The sequence below is a fragment of the Burkholderia sp. KBS0801 genome, assembly GCF_005937855.2.
GTDB classification, from domain to species: Bacteria; Pseudomonadota; Gammaproteobacteria; order Burkholderiales; family Burkholderiaceae; genus Burkholderia; species Burkholderia ambifaria.
In genome coordinates this window covers 2,491,759-2,512,150 of sequence record NZ_CP042178.1, presented here as the reverse complement: position 1 = coordinate 2,512,150, position 20,392 = coordinate 2,491,759, and the positions used below count along the sequence as shown (strand labels likewise).

19 protein-coding genes and 1 pseudogene are annotated in these 20,392 nt (G+C 64.4%); 12 read left to right on the top strand and 8 right to left on the bottom strand.

Features of this window, described 5'->3' with window-relative positions; all coding sequences use genetic code 11:
* Positions 1-9 precede the first annotated feature (9 nt).
* The 4 genes from FFI87_RS28165 to FFI87_RS28150 all read left to right on the top strand — a co-directional run bounded on the left by FFI87_RS28165 (position 10) and on the right by FFI87_RS28150 (position 2,862).
* A complete protein-coding gene (locus tag FFI87_RS28165) occupies positions 10-882 on the top strand; it encodes an intradiol ring-cleavage dioxygenase (protein ID WP_138849925.1) in 873 nt (290 codons plus the stop codon).
* A gap of 5 nt (positions 883-887) precedes the next feature.
* Positions 888-1,199 carry a YciI family protein gene (locus tag FFI87_RS28160; protein WP_012365279.1) on the top strand — a complete coding sequence of 104 codons (312 nt, stop codon included), beginning with the start codon at positions 888-890 and terminating at the stop codon, positions 1,197-1,199.
* 3 nt (positions 1,200-1,202) lie between these two features.
* Positions 1,203-1,538: a Rieske (2Fe-2S) protein gene (locus tag FFI87_RS28155; protein ID WP_138849926.1), complete on the top strand. Its 336-nt coding sequence runs from the start codon at positions 1,203-1,205 to the stop codon at positions 1,536-1,538.
* A gap of 235 nt (positions 1,539-1,773) precedes the next feature.
* Entirely contained in the window at positions 1,774-2,862 is a 1,089-nt protein-coding gene (locus tag FFI87_RS28150) for a porin (RefSeq protein WP_138849927.1), read from the top strand.
* A gap of 78 nt (positions 2,863-2,940) precedes the next feature.
* Here the strand turns inward: FFI87_RS28150 and FFI87_RS28145 are convergent, their stop codons facing one another.
* Entirely contained in the window at positions 2,941-3,600 is a 660-nt protein-coding gene (locus FFI87_RS28145) for a glutathione S-transferase family protein (protein ID WP_138849928.1), read from the bottom strand.
* 119 nt (positions 3,601-3,719) lie between these two features.
* On the opposite strand from FFI87_RS28145, the gene FFI87_RS28140 reads away from it, so the two are divergent.
* Together FFI87_RS28140 and FFI87_RS28135 are read left to right on the top strand one after the other, a co-directional pair.
* Positions 3,720-4,535, top strand: a complete 816-nt coding sequence (locus FFI87_RS28140) for a helix-turn-helix domain-containing protein (RefSeq protein WP_138849929.1) — start codon at positions 3,720-3,722, stop codon at positions 4,533-4,535.
* A gap of 263 nt (positions 4,536-4,798) precedes the next feature.
* Entirely contained in the window at positions 4,799-5,611 is an 813-nt protein-coding gene (locus FFI87_RS28135) for a hypothetical protein (RefSeq protein WP_138849930.1), read from the top strand.
* Positions 5,612-5,703: 92 nt separating this feature from the next.
* Here the strand turns inward: FFI87_RS28135 and FFI87_RS28130 are convergent, their stop codons facing one another.
* Positions 5,704-6,210 (bottom strand): adenylate kinase, encoded by a 507-nt coding sequence (locus tag FFI87_RS28130; protein ID WP_249177018.1) that lies wholly within the window; start codon positions 6,208-6,210, stop codon positions 5,704-5,706.
* A 151-nt stretch (positions 6,211-6,361) separates the two neighbouring features.
* Positions 6,362-8,440 carry a copper-transporting P-type ATPase gene (locus FFI87_RS28125; protein WP_244108060.1) on the bottom strand — a complete coding sequence of 693 codons (2,079 nt, stop codon included), beginning with the start codon at positions 8,438-8,440 and terminating at the stop codon, positions 6,362-6,364.
* A gap of 602 nt (positions 8,441-9,042) precedes the next feature.
* Between FFI87_RS28125 and FFI87_RS28120 the strand changes: the two genes are divergently transcribed.
* The 3 genes from FFI87_RS28120 to FFI87_RS28110 are packed head-to-tail and all read left to right on the top strand — an operon-like array spanning position 9,043 to position 11,056.
* Positions 9,043-9,705 carry a LemA family protein gene (locus tag FFI87_RS28120; RefSeq protein ID WP_138849932.1) on the top strand — a complete coding sequence of 221 codons (663 nt, stop codon included), beginning with the start codon at positions 9,043-9,045 and terminating at the stop codon, positions 9,703-9,705.
* A 17-nt stretch (positions 9,706-9,722) separates the two neighbouring features.
* Positions 9,723-10,556: a TPM domain-containing protein gene (locus tag FFI87_RS28115; RefSeq protein ID WP_138849933.1), complete on the top strand. Its 834-nt coding sequence runs from the start codon at positions 9,723-9,725 to the stop codon at positions 10,554-10,556.
* 2 nt (positions 10,557-10,558) lie between these two features.
* Positions 10,559-11,056, top strand: coding sequence for a TPM domain-containing protein (locus FFI87_RS28110; protein ID WP_012365293.1), 498 nt, complete (start codon positions 10,559-10,561; stop codon positions 11,054-11,056).
* Positions 11,057-11,101: 45 nt separating this feature from the next.
* On the opposite strand, the gene FFI87_RS28105 is transcribed toward FFI87_RS28110, so the two are convergent.
* Positions 11,102-12,361: an IS256 family transposase gene (locus FFI87_RS28105; RefSeq protein WP_138848321.1), complete on the bottom strand. Its 1,260-nt coding sequence runs from the start codon at positions 12,359-12,361 to the stop codon at positions 11,102-11,104.
* Positions 12,362-12,519: 158 nt separating this feature from the next.
* The gene (glmS, locus tag FFI87_RS28100) at positions 12,520-14,349 is read right to left on the bottom strand and encodes a glutamine--fructose-6-phosphate transaminase (isomerizing) (protein ID WP_138849934.1); all 1,830 of its coding nucleotides are present in this window, start codon (positions 14,347-14,349) and stop codon (positions 12,520-12,522) included.
* A 156-nt stretch (positions 14,350-14,505) separates the two neighbouring features.
* On the opposite strand from glmS, the gene FFI87_RS28095 reads away from it, so the two are divergent.
* A complete protein-coding gene (locus FFI87_RS28095; RefSeq protein WP_138849935.1) occupies positions 14,506-14,997 on the top strand; it encodes an Lrp/AsnC family transcriptional regulator in 492 nt (163 codons plus the stop codon).
* 29 nt (positions 14,998-15,026) lie between these two features.
* Here the strand turns inward: FFI87_RS28095 and panB are convergent, their stop codons facing one another.
* Positions 15,027-15,881, bottom strand: a complete 855-nt coding sequence (panB, locus tag FFI87_RS28090; protein ID WP_138849936.1) for a 3-methyl-2-oxobutanoate hydroxymethyltransferase — start codon at positions 15,879-15,881, stop codon at positions 15,027-15,029.
* Positions 15,882-15,958: 77 nt separating this feature from the next.
* On the opposite strand from panB, the gene FFI87_RS28085 reads away from it, so the two are divergent.
* Positions 15,959-16,777: an AraC family transcriptional regulator gene (locus FFI87_RS28085; RefSeq protein ID WP_138849937.1), complete on the top strand. Its 819-nt coding sequence runs from the start codon at positions 15,959-15,961 to the stop codon at positions 16,775-16,777.
* Between the two features lie 13 nt (positions 16,778-16,790).
* Here FFI87_RS28085 and FFI87_RS28080 read toward each other — a convergent pair whose 3' ends face one another.
* Together FFI87_RS28080 and FFI87_RS28075 are read right to left on the bottom strand one after the other, a co-directional pair.
* Positions 16,791-17,324: a methylated-DNA--[protein]-cysteine S-methyltransferase gene (locus FFI87_RS28080; RefSeq protein ID WP_138849938.1), complete on the bottom strand. Its 534-nt coding sequence runs from the start codon at positions 17,322-17,324 to the stop codon at positions 16,791-16,793.
* Positions 17,321-18,690: pseudogene (locus FFI87_RS28075) on the bottom strand (Ada metal-binding domain-containing protein). Before FFI87_RS28075 ends, FFI87_RS28080 begins: the two are co-directional and overlap by 4 nt.
* A 341-nt stretch (positions 18,691-19,031) precedes the next feature.
* Here FFI87_RS28075 and FFI87_RS28070 point away from each other — a divergent pair.
* Entirely contained in the window at positions 19,032-20,324 is a 1,293-nt protein-coding gene (locus tag FFI87_RS28070) for an MFS transporter (protein ID WP_012365300.1), read from the top strand.
* The last annotated feature ends 68 nt before the right edge of the window (positions 20,325-20,392 follow it).

Genomic DNA, 20,392 nt, shown 5'->3' with positions numbered 1-20,392 from the left:
GAGACGAACGTGACGAATGATCATCATGACGGCGATACCCGGCTGACCGAGCAGGTCGTCGCCAGCTTCGACGGTACGCCGAACCCGCGCTTGCGCGTGCTGATGCAGAGCCTCGTGCGGCACCTGCATGCGTTTGTCCGCGAAACGGAGCTGACCGAGGCCGAGTGGGTGACCGCGATCCGCTTCCTGACCGAAACCGGGCAGATGTGCGACGACGTCGTGCGCCAGGAATTCATCTTGTTGTCGGACACGCTGGGCGTGTCGATGCTGGTCGATGCGATCAACCACCGTTTCGCCACCGGCGCGACGGAAACGACCGTGTTCGGGCCGTTCTACATCGAGGGCATGCCGGAGCGTGCGTACGGCGAGAACATGGCGTTCACGCCCGGCACGCCGGTCGTCGTGCATGGCCGCGTGCTCGGCACCGACGGTGCGCCGGTGCCGGGCGCCGTGCTCGACGTGTGGCAGACCGCCGACAACGGCATGTATTCCGGACAGGACAACGCACAGCCGCACGGCAATCTGCGCGGCCGCTACCGGACCGATGCCGAAGGCCGTTATGCGATCACGACGATCCTGCCGGTCAGCTATCCGATTCCGACCGACGGCCCGGTCGGCAAGATGCTCGATGCCACCGGACGCCATCCGTGGCGGCCCGCGCACCTGCACTTCATGATCGATGCGCCGGGCTACCGCAAGCTCGTCACGCATCTGTTCGACGAGGAGGACGCGTATCTGGAGTCCGATGCCGTGTTCGGCGTGAAGCCGTCGCTGATGGTCGCCTATCGGCCGCGTGCGGCGGGCGATGAACTTGCGCGCCGGTTCGGGTTGAAAGGCGCGTACCGCGAAGCGACGTATGACTTCGTGCTCGACCGGAGCTGACCGACATGGCTCGATTTTTCGCGGTGTTTGCGACCGACCAGCCCGGGATGCGCGACGTGCGCGACCGCGTGCGCGCCACACATCGGACTTACCTGCGTTCCGCCGCGCAGCACGGCGTGTACGTGCGGCTCGGCGGGCCGACGCTCGATCCGCAGGGCGATGCGATGAACGGCACGCTGCTCGTCATCGAGGCGGACGACATCGATGCGGTGATGCAGTTCGTCGGCAACGATCCGTACGTGAAGGAAGGGCTGTTCTCGCGGGTCGAGGTGCGTCCGTGGGACTGGAGCCTCGGCAATCCCGAGCGGAGAGTGTGAGCCATGGGCGCCACGCAACTCTGCCGCTTCTCCGGGGTGCCTGACGGCGGGGCGCGGGTCGTCGACGAGGCGGGCATCGGGCGACCCGTCATCGTCGTGCGGCGTGGGGAGCAGGTTTGGGCATATGTGAACCGTTGTCCGCATTTCTCGGTCCCGCTCGATTTTGTGCCGGGCAACGTCTCCTGTTACCGGTCGCAGGTGCTGATGTGCGCGCATCACAGTGCGCTGTTCCGGTTCGACGATGGTGTGTGCATCGATGGACCGTGCTCCGGGGCCACGCTCGAAGCCGTGGCTGTCGAAGTGGATTCGGCGGCATGGGTGGTCTGTCGGGGCGCGTGAGTCGGAAGGTGGGATTGCCCAGCCGTGTTCGGGTGATCGGGCAATCGCATCGAGGTGGATGAAATCGGGAATGAGCGGGATTTCATTCAATTTCAAATCAGTAAAACTAAGTAATTTTCCGGCCCGGATGAAAGAGACACCGGGCTGGGGAAGTCGTTGTTTCACGAAACATCGGTCGAGTACCCGCGAGACAGCAGGCGGCCGTTCGCATTGACAGAAAAAAGACGGAGACACCATGAAACTGAGGTTTGGAGCAGTCGCGATGCTTGTCATCGCGCAGGGCGCGTACGCGCAAAGTAGCGTTACCTTGTTCGGCCTGATCGACAGCGGCATCTCGTATGTCAGCAACGAGGGCGGCGGGAAGAACGTCAAGTTCGATGACGGCATCTTCACGCCGAACCTGTTCGGCTTGCGCGGCACGGAAGATCTCGGCGGCGGATATCGCGCGACGTTCGCGCTCGTGAACCAGTTCTCGATGGCGAACGGCAGCATCATCGGCACCGGGATTTTCGGCCGCAACGCATACGTCGGGATCGAGAGCGATCGCTTCGGTAACATCACGCTCGGCAACCAGTACGACTTCATGGTCGATTCCCTGTTTGCGAAGGGGAATGCGATTTCGATGGATATCAGCGGACTGTACGGGTTCAGGAATGGCCCGTTCCAGCGGCTTGCGCTGCCGAACAATCCGACCGGCGCATTCGATTGGGATCGAACGGCGGGCAGCAAGCCGGTGGCGAATTCGGTCAAATACAACTCGCCGACGATTGCCGGTTTCTCCGCTGGCGTGATGTATGCGTTCGGCGGCGTGGCCGGTTCCATCGGCGCGGACAACGCCGTGAGCGCCGGGTTGAACTACGAAGTGGGGGCGTTCGGTGTCGGCGCCGCCTATACGAACGAGAAGTACGGTCCGGCGCCCGGTACACCATCGACCAGTGTGCGTAACTGGGGCGTCGGGATGCACTATGACTTCGGCGCGGTGACCGCGAAGGCGTTGCTTACCACCGTCCACAATTCGTTCAACGACGCCGGTGTGTGGATGGCTGAAGCCGGTGGCATGTGGCGCATCAGGCCGGACGTTTTTCTCGGCGCGAAGTACATGTACATGAAGGGCAACGAAGCCGTGAACGACAACCACGCGCATCAGGTCAGCGTCGCGCTTCAATACCTGCTGTCGAAGCGGACGATGGTGTATGTGTCCGGGGACTACCAACGCGCGAACAGCGGCGCGAACGCGCAGATCAATGGCGTGCTCGACCCGAACGGGGCATCTAGTTCAGCGACCCAGGCAGTTGCGCGGATCGGGTTGCATACGATGTTTTGACGGACGCGGCCGCAGCGGCGGCGCGCGGTTCGGCAGGTGTCGGGGCGGAGCTTGCGTCAAGCTCCGCCCGGTTGCGGGCTACCTCGCCGTGACGGCGCTCTCTTTGGCTTTGTCCTGCTCCTCCGCCAGCGCCGCATCCGCCGCCTGTGCGCGCTGGATGGCCGGGCGTGCGAGGATGCGATCGATGTACGCGCGAATGCGCGGCGTCTCGGGGATCAGCTTGAACATCGTGGTCCAGTTCAGCGCCGAGCCCCACAGCACATCGGCCGCCGTGAAGCGCTCGCCGAGCAGGTACGGCCCCTTTGCCAGTTGCGCATCGAGCGCGGTGACGACGGCATCGAAATCGCCGTAGGGCGACGTCGAGTAGGCGGCGGGCGGACGATTCATCGAGCGGTCGACGATGGCCGGCTCGAAGCACGAACCGTAGAACGTCATCCAGCGCAGGTACGGTCCGCGCAGCGCGTCGCCCGGTGCCGGCGACAGGCCCGCTTCCGGATACAGTTCGGCCGCGTACAGGTAGACGGCGGGCTGCTCGGTGACGATCACGTCGCCGTGACGCAGCGCGGGAACCTTGCCCAGCGGATTGATCGCGAGGTAATCGGCTTCGTGATGCTTGCCGGTCGACAGATCGAACGCGTGCACTTCATAGTCGGCGCCCAGTTCCTCGAGCAGCATGCGGGCGCCCGCCGATCGGCTGCGCGGGGAGTGGAACAGGGTCAGGTGACGGTCTTGCGGCATGGCGGGCTCCGGTGTGATTCGGGACAAGGTTTCCAATGTAGGTAGGTTCCAGGCCGCCGTCTTGGAAAAATCCGCTGTGGCGGTGCATCATTACGCAATCCTTCCACCCGTTCGTCACCATGGCCGACTTGCGTAACGTGACCGACCCGCCCAAGGGCGTCGTCGGCCCGAAAGCGTTCCACCAGCGCTTCCGCCTGAATCGCTACTACCCGTGTGCCGAGCTGGCCGGGGTGCTCGATCACCACTGGGTCGTCGAATGGGATCTGCGCGACCAGCCGTCGTACGTGCAGCGCACGCTGCCGTATCCGTGCGTGAACTTGGTGTTCGACCGGCGACGCACGGGGATCTTCGGTGTGGTGTCGGGCGCGTTCGAGACGACGCTGGCCGGGGCGGGGAAGGTGATCGGCATGCGGTTTCGGCCCGGAGCGTTTCGCGCGTTCCTCGGCAAACCCGTGCATCTGCTGACCGACAAGGTGGTGCCGGTGTCGACGCTGCTCGATTGCGGCGATGCGGAAGCCGAAAACGCCGTGCTTGGCGCCGAGGATGATGCCGCGATGGTGGCGGTGGCCGAGGCGCTGCTGTTGCGCGTGCTGCCGCCGCCGGATCCGCAGGTCGAGCGCATTCATGCCATTTTGCAGATGCTGCAACAGGACCTCGCGCTGACGCAGGTGCGCGATCTGGCCGAGCGTGCGGGGTTGAGCGAGCGCACGCTGCAGCAGCTTTTTGCCAGCCATGTGGGCGTGACGCCGAAGTGGGTGATTTGTCGATACCGGTTGCACGAGGCCGCCGACAAGCTCGCGGGCGGCGAGCCGGTCGATCTCGCGGAGCTGGCTCATGCGCTCGGGTATTTCGATCAGGCGCATTTCACGCGCGATTTTCGCAAGCTGGTGGGGAAAGCGCCGGCGGAGTATCGGCGGGAAGATCGGCAGCAGTGAGTTGGCGGGTGCGGCTTCGTGACGGGCAACCGAATGTCATTGCCTGCCGCACGTCGTGCCGCTGCTCGCCAGTCGTGGATTGTTGGATTGTTGTAGTCCGGGCAATACGATAGTGTGGCGTGCTGGCCTGCCGCCGAGCTGCAATTGAACCTACGATGTGTCGCGTAGGCGACCGGTGAGCTCGAACGGTTGGCGCGCTGCCCATCAATTTCATCCTGCCGATCGCGTGGTCGGCCGGTCAGTCAGATAATCAGGAGTCTGTCGTGTTTTACCGGAAATCCATGTTGGGTCGTCGGAATGTCGTGTGCGTTGCCGCCGTGGCGATCATGCTGGCGCAAGTCGCGGCGCGTGCAGAGGCCGCCGATGTCGGCGACGCGGCGGGCGCTGCGCCCGCCGTGTCGCCCGACACGTCGCCCGCGCGGCCGATTGTCGGCGACGATCCGGTTGCGATTCGGGACGCGCTGCACAAGCAGCATATCAAAAGCGCGGCGCCGTCCCTGAGCGATCGCGTTCGCAGCCTAGTCCCCGGCGGTGCCGACAAGCATGGACGGAACGCCGACCTGGCCGCGGTCAATCTGGATCGTGAGGTGACTTTCCTGGTGCCGGTGTTGTACGGGCTGCTGTATCAGTCGAAGAAGCACGTGTTGAAGGTGGACGTCGACTTGATCGACAGCGACGGCGAGGGCCGGAAAGGCATCCTGCTCAAAAAGAGCATCACCGGGAAGCGCGGGCGAGGGCTCGCGATCGCGGCCGAGGCGAAGGCAAAAGGCTATATCCAGCAGATCGACATCATCGAGCTCGATCCCGGAAAAGGCGGGAAGTCCACCGTTCGCGGGCGTGTGAACCTTTCGCCGGCCGCGTATGCGCAAACGCATGGCCAGTTCGCGATCGCTATTTCCGGGCGGCTGGTGCGGCCGTATCTGACGGAACACGTCGAGCACGCGGAGCCGAGCAACGACGAGCCGACCGATATCACGACGAGGACTTCCAGGTTGTATCTGGATGTCGAATCTATCTCGCTGGTGAGTCCGGCGAGTGGGGCGGTGGTGTTGAAGAAGTTGAGTTTGTCGAAGTAGCGGTATTGCGATCAAGTGCATTTCACGCGCGATATCCGACGCCGTCTTGACTCGCCGCGGTGAGTTGGCGTCGGCGAGACGCACCGCAGAGTCTAGGAAGGCTGCGCGTCCCAACGATGGAGGAAGGCCATTACGTCATCGCGTGATCGAAGAATCCGCTTGTCGGCCCGGTATTCGTCAAACAATTTCTGGTGGCCAACGTACGAACTCGATCCCTGACGACTTCGATACGTCGAGGCCCAATCCAGCAGCGCGGCGAATGACGCCGCGTCTCCTCCTCGACGAATACCGCGTTGACGAATATTCTCAACGCATTCCGCTTCGTCGAGGCACAACCAGATCAGCGCGGTGGAGTCATCGCGGATCTCATTGACGAGCGAACCGTAAATACCTTCGATGACCCATCGATCAGCTTTCGCGGCATCTCGCAGTAATTGAACGGCATCGTTGCGCTCCCGAGCAACGCTGTATCCGCCCGGAAGCCAATGAATCGAATCCAGGTCTACACAGGGCGCCGCCAAGCGATGCGCGATTCGTTCGGCGAGCCAGCTTTTTCCGGAGCCCGAATTTCCCACTTTCAGTGTTCTTTGCAGATCCATACGGGGGCTCGTCTCGTGGGGGCCAACGGCTAATCTCTCGATCGTCATGTGCCGCAGATTAATTGATCGGCGACGGCTCGGAGCGCAAGCTCGCCAAGCCGGTTGATCGCATGATCGCAGGTCCGCATGGCGACGCACGCTGCGAGAAAAGCTAAATCTTCGCGTTGCGCAGTCGCAGCGCGTTCGAGATGACCGAAGCGGAGCTAAGACTCATAGCCAGTGCGGCAATCATCGGCGACAGCAGCAGCCCCGTGAACGGGTAAAGTACCCCGGCCGCCAGCGGAACACCGAGTGCGTTATATACGAACGCGAAGCCAAGATTTTGCTTCATGTTCGCGACCGTTGCCTCGGACAGCGCCCGAGCACGCGCGATACCGCGCAGGTCGCCCTTGACCAGCGTCACCTGGGCGCTGCTCATTGCCACATCCGTGCCGGTTCCCATCGCCACGCCGACATCGGCCTTGGCAAGCGCGGGGGCATCGTTTATGCCGTCCCCGGCCATCGCCACGACATGCCGGGCTTGCTGAAGCCGTGTCACCAGGTCGAGCTTGTCGGCAGGCTTCACCTCGCCATGGAATTCATCGACGCCGAGCTTTTCGGCCACGGCCTTGGCCGTGACCACGCCGTCACCGGTCGCCATCACGACGCGAATGCCGTTCTCCTTCAACGTCGAAAGCGCTTCCGGCGTCGTCGCCTTAATCGGGTCAGCGACTGCCAGCAGTCCCGCCAAGCTGCCATCGACCGCCAGGTACATGACACTGGCGCCTTGCGCGCGCATGCTGTCCGCCTCGTTGGCCAGCGATTCGACGGAGACGGCGTCGTTCTGCATCAGCGCGGTGTTGCCCAGCGCGAGTTTCGTGCCGGCGATCAGTCCTCTCACGCCGATACCCGTCGCGGATTCGAAATTCTCCGGGCGGTCCAAAGTCAGGTTCTTCTCACGCGCAGCCGCGACGATGGCCGAGGCAAGCGGATGCTCGCTGCCCTGGTCGAGACTCGCCGCCAGACGAAGCACTTCGTCGGTCGTGTATCCGTTTGTGCCCACGGCCCGCTCGAAGGCTGGACGCCCCTCGGTCAGCGTGCCCGTCTTGTCGACGATCAGTACATCGACCTTTCGCAGATTTTCGATCGCGGCCGCATCGCGAAAGAGAATTCCGCTGGTGGCTCCTTTGCCGCTCGCGACCATGATGGACATCGGTGTCGCGAGGCCCAACGCGCATGGACACGCAATGATGAGTACCGCCACCGCGTTAATGAGGCCGAACACCCAGCTGGGCTCGGGCCCAAAGATGCCCCATACGAAGAACGTCAGAAGAGCGGCGCTGACGACCCCGACGACAAACACCCCAGCCACCTTGTCGGCCATCCGCTGCATGGGTGCTCGGGACCGCTGCGCCTGCGCGACCATCTGCACGATTTGTGACAGCACCGTCTCGGAGCCGACCTTTTCCGAGCGGATGATGAGACTGCCTGTCGCGTTCATCGTCGCGCCGATGACGTGGTCGCCAACGCGCTTCGTGACGGGAATGGGCTCGCCGGTGATCATGGACTCGTCCAGCGAACTCGAGCCATCGGTCACCACGCCGTCCGTGGGGACTTTCTCGCCGGGCCGCACGCGAAGCAGGTTTCCGACATGTACATGGGACAACGGAATGTCTTCCTCGGAACCGTCCGGGTTGATGCGTCGGGCCGTCTTGGGGGCGAGCCCGAGCAGCGCCTTGATGGCGGCGGACGTTTGCGAGCGGGCCTTCAGTTCGAGCAACTGCCCGAGAAGCGTCAGCGAAATGATGACCGCCGCCGCTTCGAAATACACGCTGACTCGGCCGTGCTCGCTGTACGTTTCAGGAAACACGCCGGGGAAGAGGGTAGCGATGACGCTGTAGATATACGCGGCGCCTGTCCCGAGCCCGATGAGCGTCCACATGTTGGGGCTGCGGTTCATGAATGAGCGAATGCACCGCGCAAAAAACGGCAGGCCGGCCCACAGGATGACCGGCGTGGAGACGATGAACTCGACCCAGCTTTCAGTGCCGGCATCCATCAGTTTCAGGCGATGGCCGAACATCGCAAGCACGAAAACGACGACGGTCAGTGGCAACGTCCACCAGAATCGCCGTCGGAAATCGACCAGTTCCGGATTCTCGCCTTCGTCGACGCTGGGCAGAATCGGTTCCAGCGTCATGCCGCACTTCGGACATTGCCCCGGGTGGTCCTGGCGAATTTCCGGGTGCATCGGGCACGTGTAGATGGTGCCCTCGGGCATCGCTTGGGGCTGCTGATTGGCCGTCTCGTGTGCGTCATGCCCGCCCGATGACACGTGCTCGGAAATCCGTTGACGACAACGCTTGTCTTCGCCAGGTTGACCGCTCATTTGACGCTCCGTTGCTCAGCCGTTCGGCTCCGGTTATTTACCGAGGCCGGCCGGTACATCGGTTGCGCACAGTGAGACGCCACAGCGTCGGCTGTGGGTGGGCCGCCTGATTTCAATGTACCTGGGCCGGGCGTTTCCCGAACATATTAGGTAAAACTTCTGGGCCGGATGCTCCCCCGCGGCCTGACGGTCCACGAGCATCGTTTTCGAAAGCCGGTTGAATTCCGGAATCACTCTATGCTCGCGCCCCTTCGACGGTTTGACGTCGCTCAACAAAATCAAGAACCAAAGTCGTCATACGAATAAGAGCCATGGAGCGAGCGTGCGACCGCTCGGGTGCATCGCCCCGGACATGCTCGGCAACGCAGCATTGACGTGCATCAACGCTGCGCCGGCCCGGCTACTTACGATAGACAGTGCACCCGTGAGCGGAATGCCGCGGAATATCGAGCAGAGGCGCGTCCATGGTGGAAAAATCGGCAGCAATCTCCGCGCGGCGCGGTCTGGCCCGCGCACTTCTGACGGCCGCCCTGGCGGTGTCCCTGCTTGCTCTCGCTGGATGCGGCTATAACGCGATCCAGACTCAAGACGAGCAGGTGAAGGCCAGTTGGTCAGAAGTTCTAAATCAGTATCAACGGCGTGCCGACCTTGTCCCCAATCTCGTCAACACGGTGAAGGGGTACGCGAACCAGGAAAAGGAAGTGCTCGTCAGTGTGACGGAGGCCCGGGCGCAAGTGGGCTCGATTCGCGCCACGCCTGAACTTCTTGCCGACCCGCAGGCGTTCGCAAAGTTCGAGGCGGCGCAGGGGCAGCTCACGTCGTCTCTGTCACGTCTGCTCGTGGTATCGGAGAACTATCCGCAATTGAAGTCGGATGCGAACTTCCGGGACCTGCAGGCGCAGCTCGAGGGTACGGAAAATCGTATTGCCGTCGCCCGCAATCGATACATTCGCTCCGTCCAGACGTACAACACGACGGTACGTTCGTTCCCGAGTAATTTGACTGCAAAGGCGTTCGGCTATCTGGAACGACCCAACTTCTCGGTAAGCAACGAAGCCGAGATTACCAGGCCGCCGCGGGTCGACTTCGGCTCGACGCCAGCATCTGCAGGCAGGGCTTCCAATTGAACGTGTTCCGACTGGCGATGGCCGTCGTCTTCGCCTTCTTTGTGTTGGGGGGAGTTCGCGCCCACGCGGACGCCGTTGTCCCGCCGCTGACATCGAGAGTAACCGATGAGACTGGAACCCTGACCAGCGACCAGAAGGCTGGCCTTGAGCAGACGTTGAAAGAGTTCGAAGCGAAAAAGGGAACGCAGATTTCGGTTCTTGTTGTTCCAACCACGGGGCCGGAAACCATCGAACAGTATTCGATGCGAGTCGTCGAGCAATGGAAGCTTGGGCGCAAGAACGTCGACGACGGCGCGCTCCTGATTATCGCCAAGAACGACCGAACGCTTCGAATCGAGGTCGGTTACGGCCTCGAAGGCGTGCTCACCGACGCGGCGAGCAATCGCATCATCAACGAGGCAATCGTTCCCCGGTTCCGAAACGGCGATTTCTACGGCGGCATCACGGCGGGCCTCGACGGCATGATGCGCGTCACCAGCGGCGAGCAGTTGCCCCCGCCGCGGCGACGAGATCAGGCAAGCACCGGCGCCGGACGGTTACTTCCGCTTCTCTTCCTCCTGACGGTCATGGCCGGCGGCCTCCTGCGCGCCATGCTCGGGAGATTGCCGGGGGCCGCCGTTACAGGCGGGGTCGTGGGTGTACTCGCGTGGGTTTTATCGGGGGCGCTATTTGTCGCTATTGCGGCAGGACTGATGGCGCTGCTCTTCACGTTGCTGGGGGGCGGGATGGGCGCGGTTGGCGGGCGCTTCATTGGCGGTAGCGGTGGGCGTTTCGGTAGTGATTCGAATCGCGACATCTTTCGCGGAGGCGGTGGAGGCTTTGGCGGCGGTGGCGCATCGGGACGGTGGTGAGCATGGACCTGAAACGCCTCTTTCGGCATCTTTTCACGACCCACTGGCGGGTCAACAGCGCATTTTCACGGCAAGCACTTATCGCTATTGAAGAGGCTGTACGTACCAGTCATCGCGCGCACGTGGGTCAAGTCAGGTTTGCTGTAGAGGGGGCGCTGCACATCGGCGCCTTGCTGAAGGGCACATCTGCGAGGGACCGTGCCATCGAGGTTTTCTCGGACCTCCGGGTTTGGGACACGGAGCACAACAACGGCATTCTTATCTATCTGCTTCTTGCGGACCGCGACGTCGAAATCGTTGTGGACCGAGGCATACACGCCAAGGTGGATGGCCGCGAATGGGAGGCGATTTGCCAAGCCATGGAGGCCCATTTCCGGCAAGGAGATTTCCGGTCCGGTGCGCTGCGGGGTGTCGAGCAGGTTACCGAGCTGTTGAGAAAACACTTTCCAGCTCACGGTCCGCGGCGCGACGACCTTTCGAGTTCGCCCGTCGTGATGTGAGGCCTCGGAGGTATCCGGAATTTCGTGTGTGAGGCGGATTGAGTTTCAGACTCCAATGTTGAATCGTTCCGGGTAAAGCAGCGCAAACTGGGTCATCGCGCTCTTCCAATCGTGCCGGGAACCGGTCCACTTGGCTACGACGTTGCGCAGCGCTAGCCAGATCAGTTTGAGCGCGGCCTCGTCCGACGGGAAGTGGCCGCGCGCCTTGATGATCTTTCGAAGCTGCATGTGCAGCGACTCGATGGCGTTGGTCGTATATACAATTTTCCGGATATCGGGCGCGAAGGCATAGAACGGAATCACCTGATCCCAGGCTCGTCGCCAGAGGGCGGCAATCGGTGGGTATTTCGTACCCCACGGGCTCGTATCGAACGCATCCAGCGCCACGGCGGCCGCTTCGGCCGACGGTGCCCGATAGACTTCCTTGAGCGCCGCCGCGACGGATTTCCGGTCTTTCCAACTGGCGAAGTCCAGCGAGTTCCGGATCAGATGCACGATGCAGGTCTGGACCGTCGTTTCCGGGAACACCGTGTTGATTGCTTCCGGAAAGCCCTTCAGGCCGTCGACCACGGCAATCAGGATGTCCTGCACGCCACGCAGCTTCAGGTCGTTCACCACCCGCAGCCAGAACTTGGCCCCCTCGGTCTGCTCGATCCAGAGGCCCAGCACGTCACGTGTGCCGTCGCGGCGCACGCCCAGCGCCAAGTAGATCGCCTTGTTGCGGACCACGCCTTCGTCGCGGATCTTGACGCGCAAGGCGTCGAAGAACACCACCGGGTACATCGGCTCGAGCGGCCGCTGTTGCCACTCACGCACTTCGTCGATCACCGCGTCGGTGACGGTGCTGATGAAGTCCGGCGACACCTCAATGCCGTACATCTCCAGCAAGAAGCCCTGAATCTCCCGCACGCTCATGCCGCGTGCGTACATCGCGATGATCTTGTCGTCGAAGCCGGTGAAACGCCGTTCGCCCTTGGCGATCAGCACCGGGTCGAAGGTGCCTTCGCGGTCGCGCGGAATCTCGACGTCGAGCAGGTCGTCATCGGTCGCGATGCGCTTGCGGCTGGTGCCGTTGCGATGGTTCGTGCGGCCGCCCGGTTTGGCTTCACCCTTCTCGTAGCCAAGGTGGTGCGTCAACTCGCCACCCAGCGCGCGCTCGAAGATCGCCTTCTTGAGCGCAGCGAGCTGCTCGTTGATCGTTGCGCGGTCCAACGTCCCGGGCACCAGTTGCTTGATCAGTTCCGGGTCCAGGTTCAAGCCCTTGCCCGGCTCAATCGTCACTTCTTCCTTGCGTTTGCGTGGCATAAAGTGGCTCCTTGGCCATCAGTTTATGCCTCACACACAAAGGTTCGGATAGGCTCGAGGCCTCGGCTTCATATCGATCCTCCGGAGCGGAAATCTGCCAATTTTGCGAGAAGCCGTTGGCACCGAAGTTGCCAAATGCCCAATCGCCCCCGCGCCCTTCACTCCACCGTCACCGACTTCGCCAAATTCCTAGGCTTATCAATATCCGTCCCTCTTGCCAACGCCGCGTGATAAGCCAGCAATTGCATCGGCACCGTATGCAGTATCGGCGACAGCGGCCCGTAGTACTCGTTGAGTCGAATCACCTCGATCCCTTCGCTCGGCACCAACCCGCAGTCCACATCCGCGAACACAAAAAGCCTGCCATTACGCGCACTGACTTCATGCATGTTCGACCGAAGCTTCTCGAGCAGCGCATCATTCGGCGCCACCGCAATAACCGGCATTTCATTACTGACCAACGCCAGCGGCCCGTGCTTCAACTCCCCGGCGGGATAAGCCTCCGCGTGGATATACGAAATCTCCTTCATCTTCAGCGCGCCTTCGAGCGCGATCGGATAATGCATCCCGCGTCCGAGAAACAGCATGTTGTCGCGTCGCGCGAGCAGCTCCGACCAGCCCATGATCTGCGGCTCCAGCGCGAGCACCTTCGACATCGCATCGGGCAGATGCCGAAGCGCACGCAGGTGCGCCTTCTCCTCGTCATCGCTCAACCGGCCACGCACCTGCGCAAGCGCCAGCGTGAGCAGGAACAACGCGACGAGCTGCGTCGTGAACGCCTTCGTCGACGCCACGCCGATCTCGATCCCCGCACGCGTGACGAACTGCAGCGCGCATTCGCGCATCAGCGCACTCGTCGCGACGTTGCAGATCGCGAGCGTATGCATCATCCCGCGCTGCTTCGCGAAATGCACGGCGCCGAGCACGTCGGCCGTCTCGCCGCTCTGCGACACCGCGACGACCAGCGTGCGCGGATTCGGCACGCTGTCGCGATACCGAAACTCGCTCGCAATCTCGACACTCGCCGGCAGTTTCGCGATGCTCTCGATCCAGTACTTTGCGGTCAGCGCCGCGTGGTAACTGCCGCCGCACGCGAGCAGCAACACCGAATCGACATCGTTGAACACGCGCCACGCGCCGTCGCCGAACAGCTCCGGCATGATCGACGCGACATCGAGCAGTGTATCGGCCACCGCCTGCGGCTGCTCGAAGATCTCCTTCTGCATGTAGTAGCGATACGACCCGAGATCGGCCGCGCCGCTGTGCGCCGCCACCCGCTGCACCGCGCGCTCGACGCGCTGGCCGGCCGCATCGACGATCCAGTAGCGATGCAGCTGGATATCGGCGACGTCCCCGTTCTCCAGATACGCGATGCGATCGGTGATGCCCGACAACGCGATCGCATCCGACGCCAGGAAATTCTCGCCTTCGCCGACACCGACGACGAGCGGCATCCCGTCACGCGCACCGACGATACGGTGCGGCTCGTCGCGGCACATCACCGCGATCGCGTAGCTGCCGCGCAGCCGTGCCACCGCGCGGCGCACCGCGTCGAACAGGTCGCCGTCGTACAGGTGATCGATCAGGTGCGCGATCGCCTCGCTGTCGGTCTGGCTCGCGAACACGTAGCCGTGCGCCTGCAGCTCCGTGCGCAGTTGATCGCAGTTCTCGATGATCCCGTTGTGCGACAGCGCGATGCGCGCGTTGTCGTCGCTCGGCGAGAAGTGCGGATGCGCGTTGAGCGTGACGGGCGCGCCGTGCGTCGCCCAGCGCGTATGCGCGATGCCGGTATAGCCTGACAGCGCGTGCGCGGCGATCTCGCGCTGCAGGTTGGCGACGCGGTCGACGCTGCGCGCGCGTGCCAGCGCTCGGTCGCGATAGACCACGACGCCGCACGAATCATAGCCGCGGTATTCGAGCCGCTTCAGCCCGTCGACGAGGTTCGGCAGGATGTCCCGCTGGGCAACCGCCCCGACAATTCCACACATATCGCGCTCCGTAAATGTCCTGTCTGGACCCGTGACAGCGATGGTAGAGTCGAGCGTATGGAATTAAATTTCAAAATATACCGATAAATGAAACGAGACGGCGATCGGCTATCATGTTGAAATTAAATTTCACATCCTGACCGGAAGGAGCCGCCGATGGCCGGCATCACGCTCGACGATCTCGACCTGCGCATTCTCGCGATCCTGCAGGACGACGCATCGGTGTCGAACCTGCAACTGGCCGAGCGTGCGCTGTCGTCGCCGCCGACCTGCATGCGCCGCGTGCGGCGGCTGACGGAGGCGGGCGTGATCCGCCGCCAGGTCGCGGTGCTCGATCCGGTCGCGATCGGCACGGCGGTCACGGCGTTGATCGAGATCAGCCTCGACCGGCAGACGGCCGAAGACTACGACGCGTTCGAAGCCTACGTGTGTGCGGAGCCGGCGGTCACGCAGTGCTACCGCGTGTCGCCGGGGCCCGATTTCGTGGTGATTGCCGATCTCGCCGACGTCGCCGAATACGACGCGTTCGCGCGGCGGCTGTTCACCGGCGCATCGAACGTGCGCAACGTGCGGACGTTCTTCTCGACGCATCGCGCGAAGTTCGAGGCGAACGCGCGGGTCGCGCATGCGATGCGCAAGCGCGCATAGCGTGAGGTGAACGCGTCATTCGTCTTGCGTCACACCGTTGCGCCCGCATCGGTCAGTTGCAGCGGCTTCCCGTATCCGAAGCAATGCGCGGGCTCCGGAAACACGCGGTGCCGCACGTCATGCGCGTACTGGCGGATCGCGTCGCGCATCACCGCATTCGCATCCGCGTAACGCTTCACGAAGCGCGGCGTGTACGCATCGAACGCGCCGATCATGTCCTCGGTCACGAGCACTTGCCCGTCGCACGCGGGCGATGCGCCGATGCCGATCGTCGGGATCGTCAGCGTTCCGGTCAGGTGGCGCGCGAGCGCCTCGGCAGTGCCTTCGATCACGACGCTGAACGCGCCGGCCCGTTCGGCCGCACATGCGGCGTCGAACACCTGCGCGGCCGAAAGCGGGTCCATCCCCTGTGCGCGAAAGCCGCCCGTCGCGTTGGCTTGCTGCGGCATGAGGCCGACATGCGCCATCACCGGAATGCCGCGCTCGGTCAGGAAGCGGATCGTATCGGTCATCTCGCAGCCGCCTTCGAGCTTCACGGCCTGCGCGCCGGTTTCGGCGAGCAGCCGCGCGGCGGAGCGGTAGGCCTGCGCGGGCGATTCCTGGAACGTGGAGAACGGCAGGTCGACGACGACGCACGCCTGCGCGGCGCCGCGCACGACGGCCGCGCCGTGTGCAATCATCATGTCGAGCGTGACGCGCAGCGTATCGCGCATCCCGTACAGCACCATGCCGACGGAGTCGCCGACGATGATCACGTCGGCCACGTCGTCGACGAGTGTTGCCATTGGCGCGGAATACGCGGTCAGCGACACGAGGCTGCCGAGCCCTTTGGTCGAGCGGATCGCGGTGACGGTCTTTCGGGTGGTGCGGGTATGAGCGCTCATGAACGGAAGCCGTGTGAAAGAAGAGCCGCCACGGTAGCATCGCGCTCGTTCGTGCAATGACCTTCGGAGGACGTCTTATGTTGCTGGCGGGACAACCCGGCGCCCCGTACGCAGTGCCGCCGATGGCGCGCCTGCCGAGGCCGCTATACGTGCGCGCCTTCGGGATTCCCGGCAACGTGAGCGTCGATGCGCACAGTCATCCGTGGGCCCAGCTAATGTATGCGACGAGCGGCGTGCTCGAGGTGTCGACGCCGTCGGGCCGGCAACTGCTGCCGCCGCACTATGCGATGTGGATTCCGCCGCACGTGCCGCATGCGGTATCGACGCGCGATTGCGTCGCGTTCCACAGCCTGTATCTCGATGCGGCGATCGCACGGAGCGACGTGAACGACGATTGCACGATCCTCTGCATGACGCCGCTGCTGCGCGAGCTGGTGATCGCGACTCGCGAATTGCCGGTGAATTACGACGAGACGGGGCCGGACGGTGCGCTCGTGTGCGTGATCGCGGACCGGATCGCCCGCATGCAGCCCGCGCCGCTCACGGTGCCGCTGCCGCGCGATCCGCGCCTGCTGAAAATCGCGCGCGCATTGCATGCGGCGCCGGGCGATACGCGCGGTCTCGACGAATGGGGCCATCAGGTCGGCGCGACGCGGCGCACGCTGTCGCGGCTGTTCCGGCAGGACACGGGGCTGTCGTTCACCGAATGGCGGCAGGCCGTGCGGCTGCTCGCGTCGCTGCCGCTGCTCGACGCGGGCGAGCCGATCGGCACGGTGGCCGCGCGACTGGGTTACGACTCGACATCGTCGTTCATCGCGCTGTTCCAGGCGAAATTCCGCGTGACGCCCGGCGCGTATGCGAAGCGTGAAGCGCGTCGGCCCGTGTTGAGCGCGTGACGCGCGGCATGCGTCAGAACGCGAGCGTCTGCTGCACCGGATGACGCTCGCCGTGCGCGAAGCCGGCGCCTTCGAGCGACAACAACGCGCGTTTCCGTTCAATCCCGCCCGCATAGCCGGTCAGGCTGCCCGACGCGCCGATCACGCGATGGCACGGCACCATGATCGACACCGGGTTGCGGCCGACCGCGCCGCCGACGGCACGCGCGGCACTCATCGGCAGCCCGACGCGTTCGGTGATGTCGCCGTACGACACGAGCTCGCCAAACGGAATCGCGAGCAGTTCCTTCCACACGCTGCGCTGAAACGCGGTGCCGCGCAGATGAATCGGCACCGAGAAGGTTTCGCGCGTGCCGGTGAAATATTCGGCGACTTCTTCGGCGACCTTGCGCGCGAGCGACGGCACATTGCGCGTGTCCGCATCCGGCGCGATCGCCAGCGACGGATAGTATTTCTGGCCGACGAAGAACAGGCCCGTCAGCGCATCGTCCTCGATACGAATGGCGATGTCGCCCAGCGGGCTCGGAATCAGATGAGCGAGAGTCATCGCGAAGCTTCTCCATGAAGGCGCCACACATGCAGTGCGGCATACGCGCGCCACGGCGCCCAACGCGCCGCATCGGGCGCGGATGACGCGATGCGCGGGCGTTCGGCGGCGACGCGCGGCGCGAGCCACGCGTCGTCGGCGGGGAACGCGTTCGGCCAGGCCATCGCACGCATCGCGACGTACTGCACCGCGCGTTCGTCGAAGCCGGACAGCGCGCGCAACGCGGCGAGCGTCGCATCGAGCGGCGCCATCGGTTCGAGCGCGAGCGTGCCGTCTGCAACGACGCGGGCCAGTGACACGATCGCCCGCGCGGCCTCGCGCGTCACGCCGATTGCTTCGAGCGCCGCCGGCGGCGCGGCCGCCAGTATCGCAGCTGAAGGCAACGCATGCGTGAGGCCGGGCGCGGCGTCGGCGACCGACGTACCGAAGCGTTCGGCAACCCGCGTCAGCACCGGGCCTGCGTGCGTCGCGGCCAGATGCTCGCCCGCGTGCGGCGGCTGTCGAGATCGAACAGCCGCCGCACGCGCGCGAGCACGGCCGGCACGACGGGCGTCAGCGCGGGCGACACGGTGACTGCGAGCGCGAACCGCTGCGGCATGTGCGTGACGGACAGCCAGCCCGTCACATGACCGCTGCCGTTCGGCAGTGCGACGACGCGCGCATAGCCCTGTGCGTCGATCCGCTCGACGCCGTCGATCTGCCGCTGCGCGAGAAAGCGCATCAACTCGGGCCACGCGAACGGCGGCCGGTACGGCAGCGGGAACGTCATGTCGCCGCCGCCCGCTGCGCCGGCGCCCTTGCGCAGGCGCAGCGGATTGAGGCCGTAGCGTTGCCGGAACAAGTCGTTCAAGCGCCGCACGCTGCCAAACCCGGCGGTCGACGCGACGACGGCCACCGGCAACGCGGTATCGGTCAGGAGGCGCTTGGCCATCAGCAGCCGGTGCGTCTGCGCGAACTCGACCGGCGAGACACCGAACTGCGCGGCGAAGATCCGGCGCAGGTGGCGCTCGGTCACGCCGACGCGCTGCGCGAGCGCGTTGACCGAGCGCTCGTCCAGGAAACCGTCCTCGATCAGCGTGGCGGCCGCGTCGGCGAGATTGCCGGACAGGTCGAGCAGCCCGTGGCCGGGCGCGAGCTCGGGCCGGCAGCGCATGCACGGCCGAAAGCCGGCTTTCTCCGCGGCGGCGGCGCTCGCGTAATAGCTGCAGTTGCGCGCCTTCGGCGGTTTCACCGGACAAAGGGGGCGGCAATACACACCGGTCGTCGCCACGCCGACGAAGAACCAGCCGTCGAAGCGGCGGTTCCGCGAAAGCAGGGCTGCGTAGCAGGTGTCGGGATCGAGGCGCATGCGACGACTGTAAACCATCGCCGCCGCCGATTCTGGTCGAAATCGGACCTGTGTATCGGCGCGCGAGTTCGCGTCATGCCCCCCGTTTTGCCCGCAGAAAAATTCCAGAAAACGGTTAATGCCAATCTGCGAAACAGTCGTCTCTTTTTGCGCGGCCAATTTCGAGATGACTCATCGAAATCCCCGACTGACACGGCACCCGGCCACGCCCTATTCTTTGAAAAACGTTTTCCACGACTCGACGGGTAATCGGCCGCGCCACGAAAGGGCGGGCCGCCGCCCGTCCCGGCGCCCGTCGCCGGTCACGGACAGGCAACGACTTGCGGCGCGACGGGCGCGGCCGCGCATTGGAGACACTCATGCAATCTGCCGTCGTCGGCGCGGTGCGCGCCGCCGCCAGCCGCTACCGCTGGACCGTCTGTGCGCTGCTGTTCTTCGCGACCGTCATCAACTACATGGATCGCCAGATCCTCGGCCTGCTCGCGCCGATGCTCCAGCACGACATCGGCTGGAGCCAGGTGCAGTACGGTCGCATCGTGATGGCGTTTTCCGCGTTCTACGCGATCGGCCTGCTTTGCTTCGGTCGCATCGTCGACTGGCTCGGCACGCGCATCTCGTATGCGGTCGCGATGCTGGTGTGGAGCATCGCGGCGATGATGCACGCGATGGTCGGCTCGGTGATGGGCTTCGCGGCGGTGCGCGCGTTGCTCGGGATCGGCGAGGGCGGCAACTTCCCGGCCGCGATCAAGACCACGGCCGAATGGTTTCCGCGCCGCGAACGCGCGCTCGCAACCGGGATCTTCAACTCGGGCGCGAACATCGGCGCGGTGTTCGCGCCTGCGATCATCCCGGCGATCGCGGTGGCCTACGGGTGGCGGGCGGCGTTCGTGATCGTCGGCGCAATCGGCATCGTGTGGCTCGCGGTGTGGCTGGTGCTCTATCGCACGGCCGACACGCGCGCGCTCGCCGACGCCTACGACGAGCCGCGCGACGAAGCCGAAGCGCTCGACGCGGCGAACGTGAACGCCGGCGCGCCGCGCTGGGGCGAACTGATCCGCAAGCGCGAGACGTGGGCGTTCCTGATCGGCAAGTTCCTGACCGACCCGGTGTGGTGGTTCTATCTGTTCTGGCTGCCGAAGTGGCTCAACGAGTCGCGCGGGATGGACATGCAGCATATCGGCCTGCCGCTCGTGTGCATCTATGCGCTGACGACGGTCGGCAGCATCGGCGGCGGCTGGCTGTCGTCGGCGTTGCTGCGTGCGGGCTGGAGCGTCAACGGCGCGCGCAAGACGGCGATGCTGATCTGCGCATGCTGCGTGCTGCCGATCGCGTTCGTGTCACAGGTGCAGAACCTGTGGATCGCGGTGCTGATCGTCGGCCTCGCCGCGGCCGCGCACCAGGGCTGGTCGGCGAACCTGTTCACGACGGCGTCCGACCTGTTCCCGCGACGTGCGGTCGCGTCGGTGGTCGGCATCGGCGGGATGGCCGGCTCGATCGGCGGCGTGCTGTTCTCGGAAGTGATCGGCCAGGTGCTGCAACGCACGGGCCACTACTGGGTGCTGTTCGCGATCGGCGCGCTCGCCTACCTGCTCGCGCTGGCGGTCATGCACGTGCTCACGCCGAAGATGAAGCCCGCGAAGCTCGACGCGTGATGACGTGTTGGCGTGCCGGCAAACGAACGCGCCGCCCGGAGGCGGCGCGTTTTCATGTGCGGGGCGAG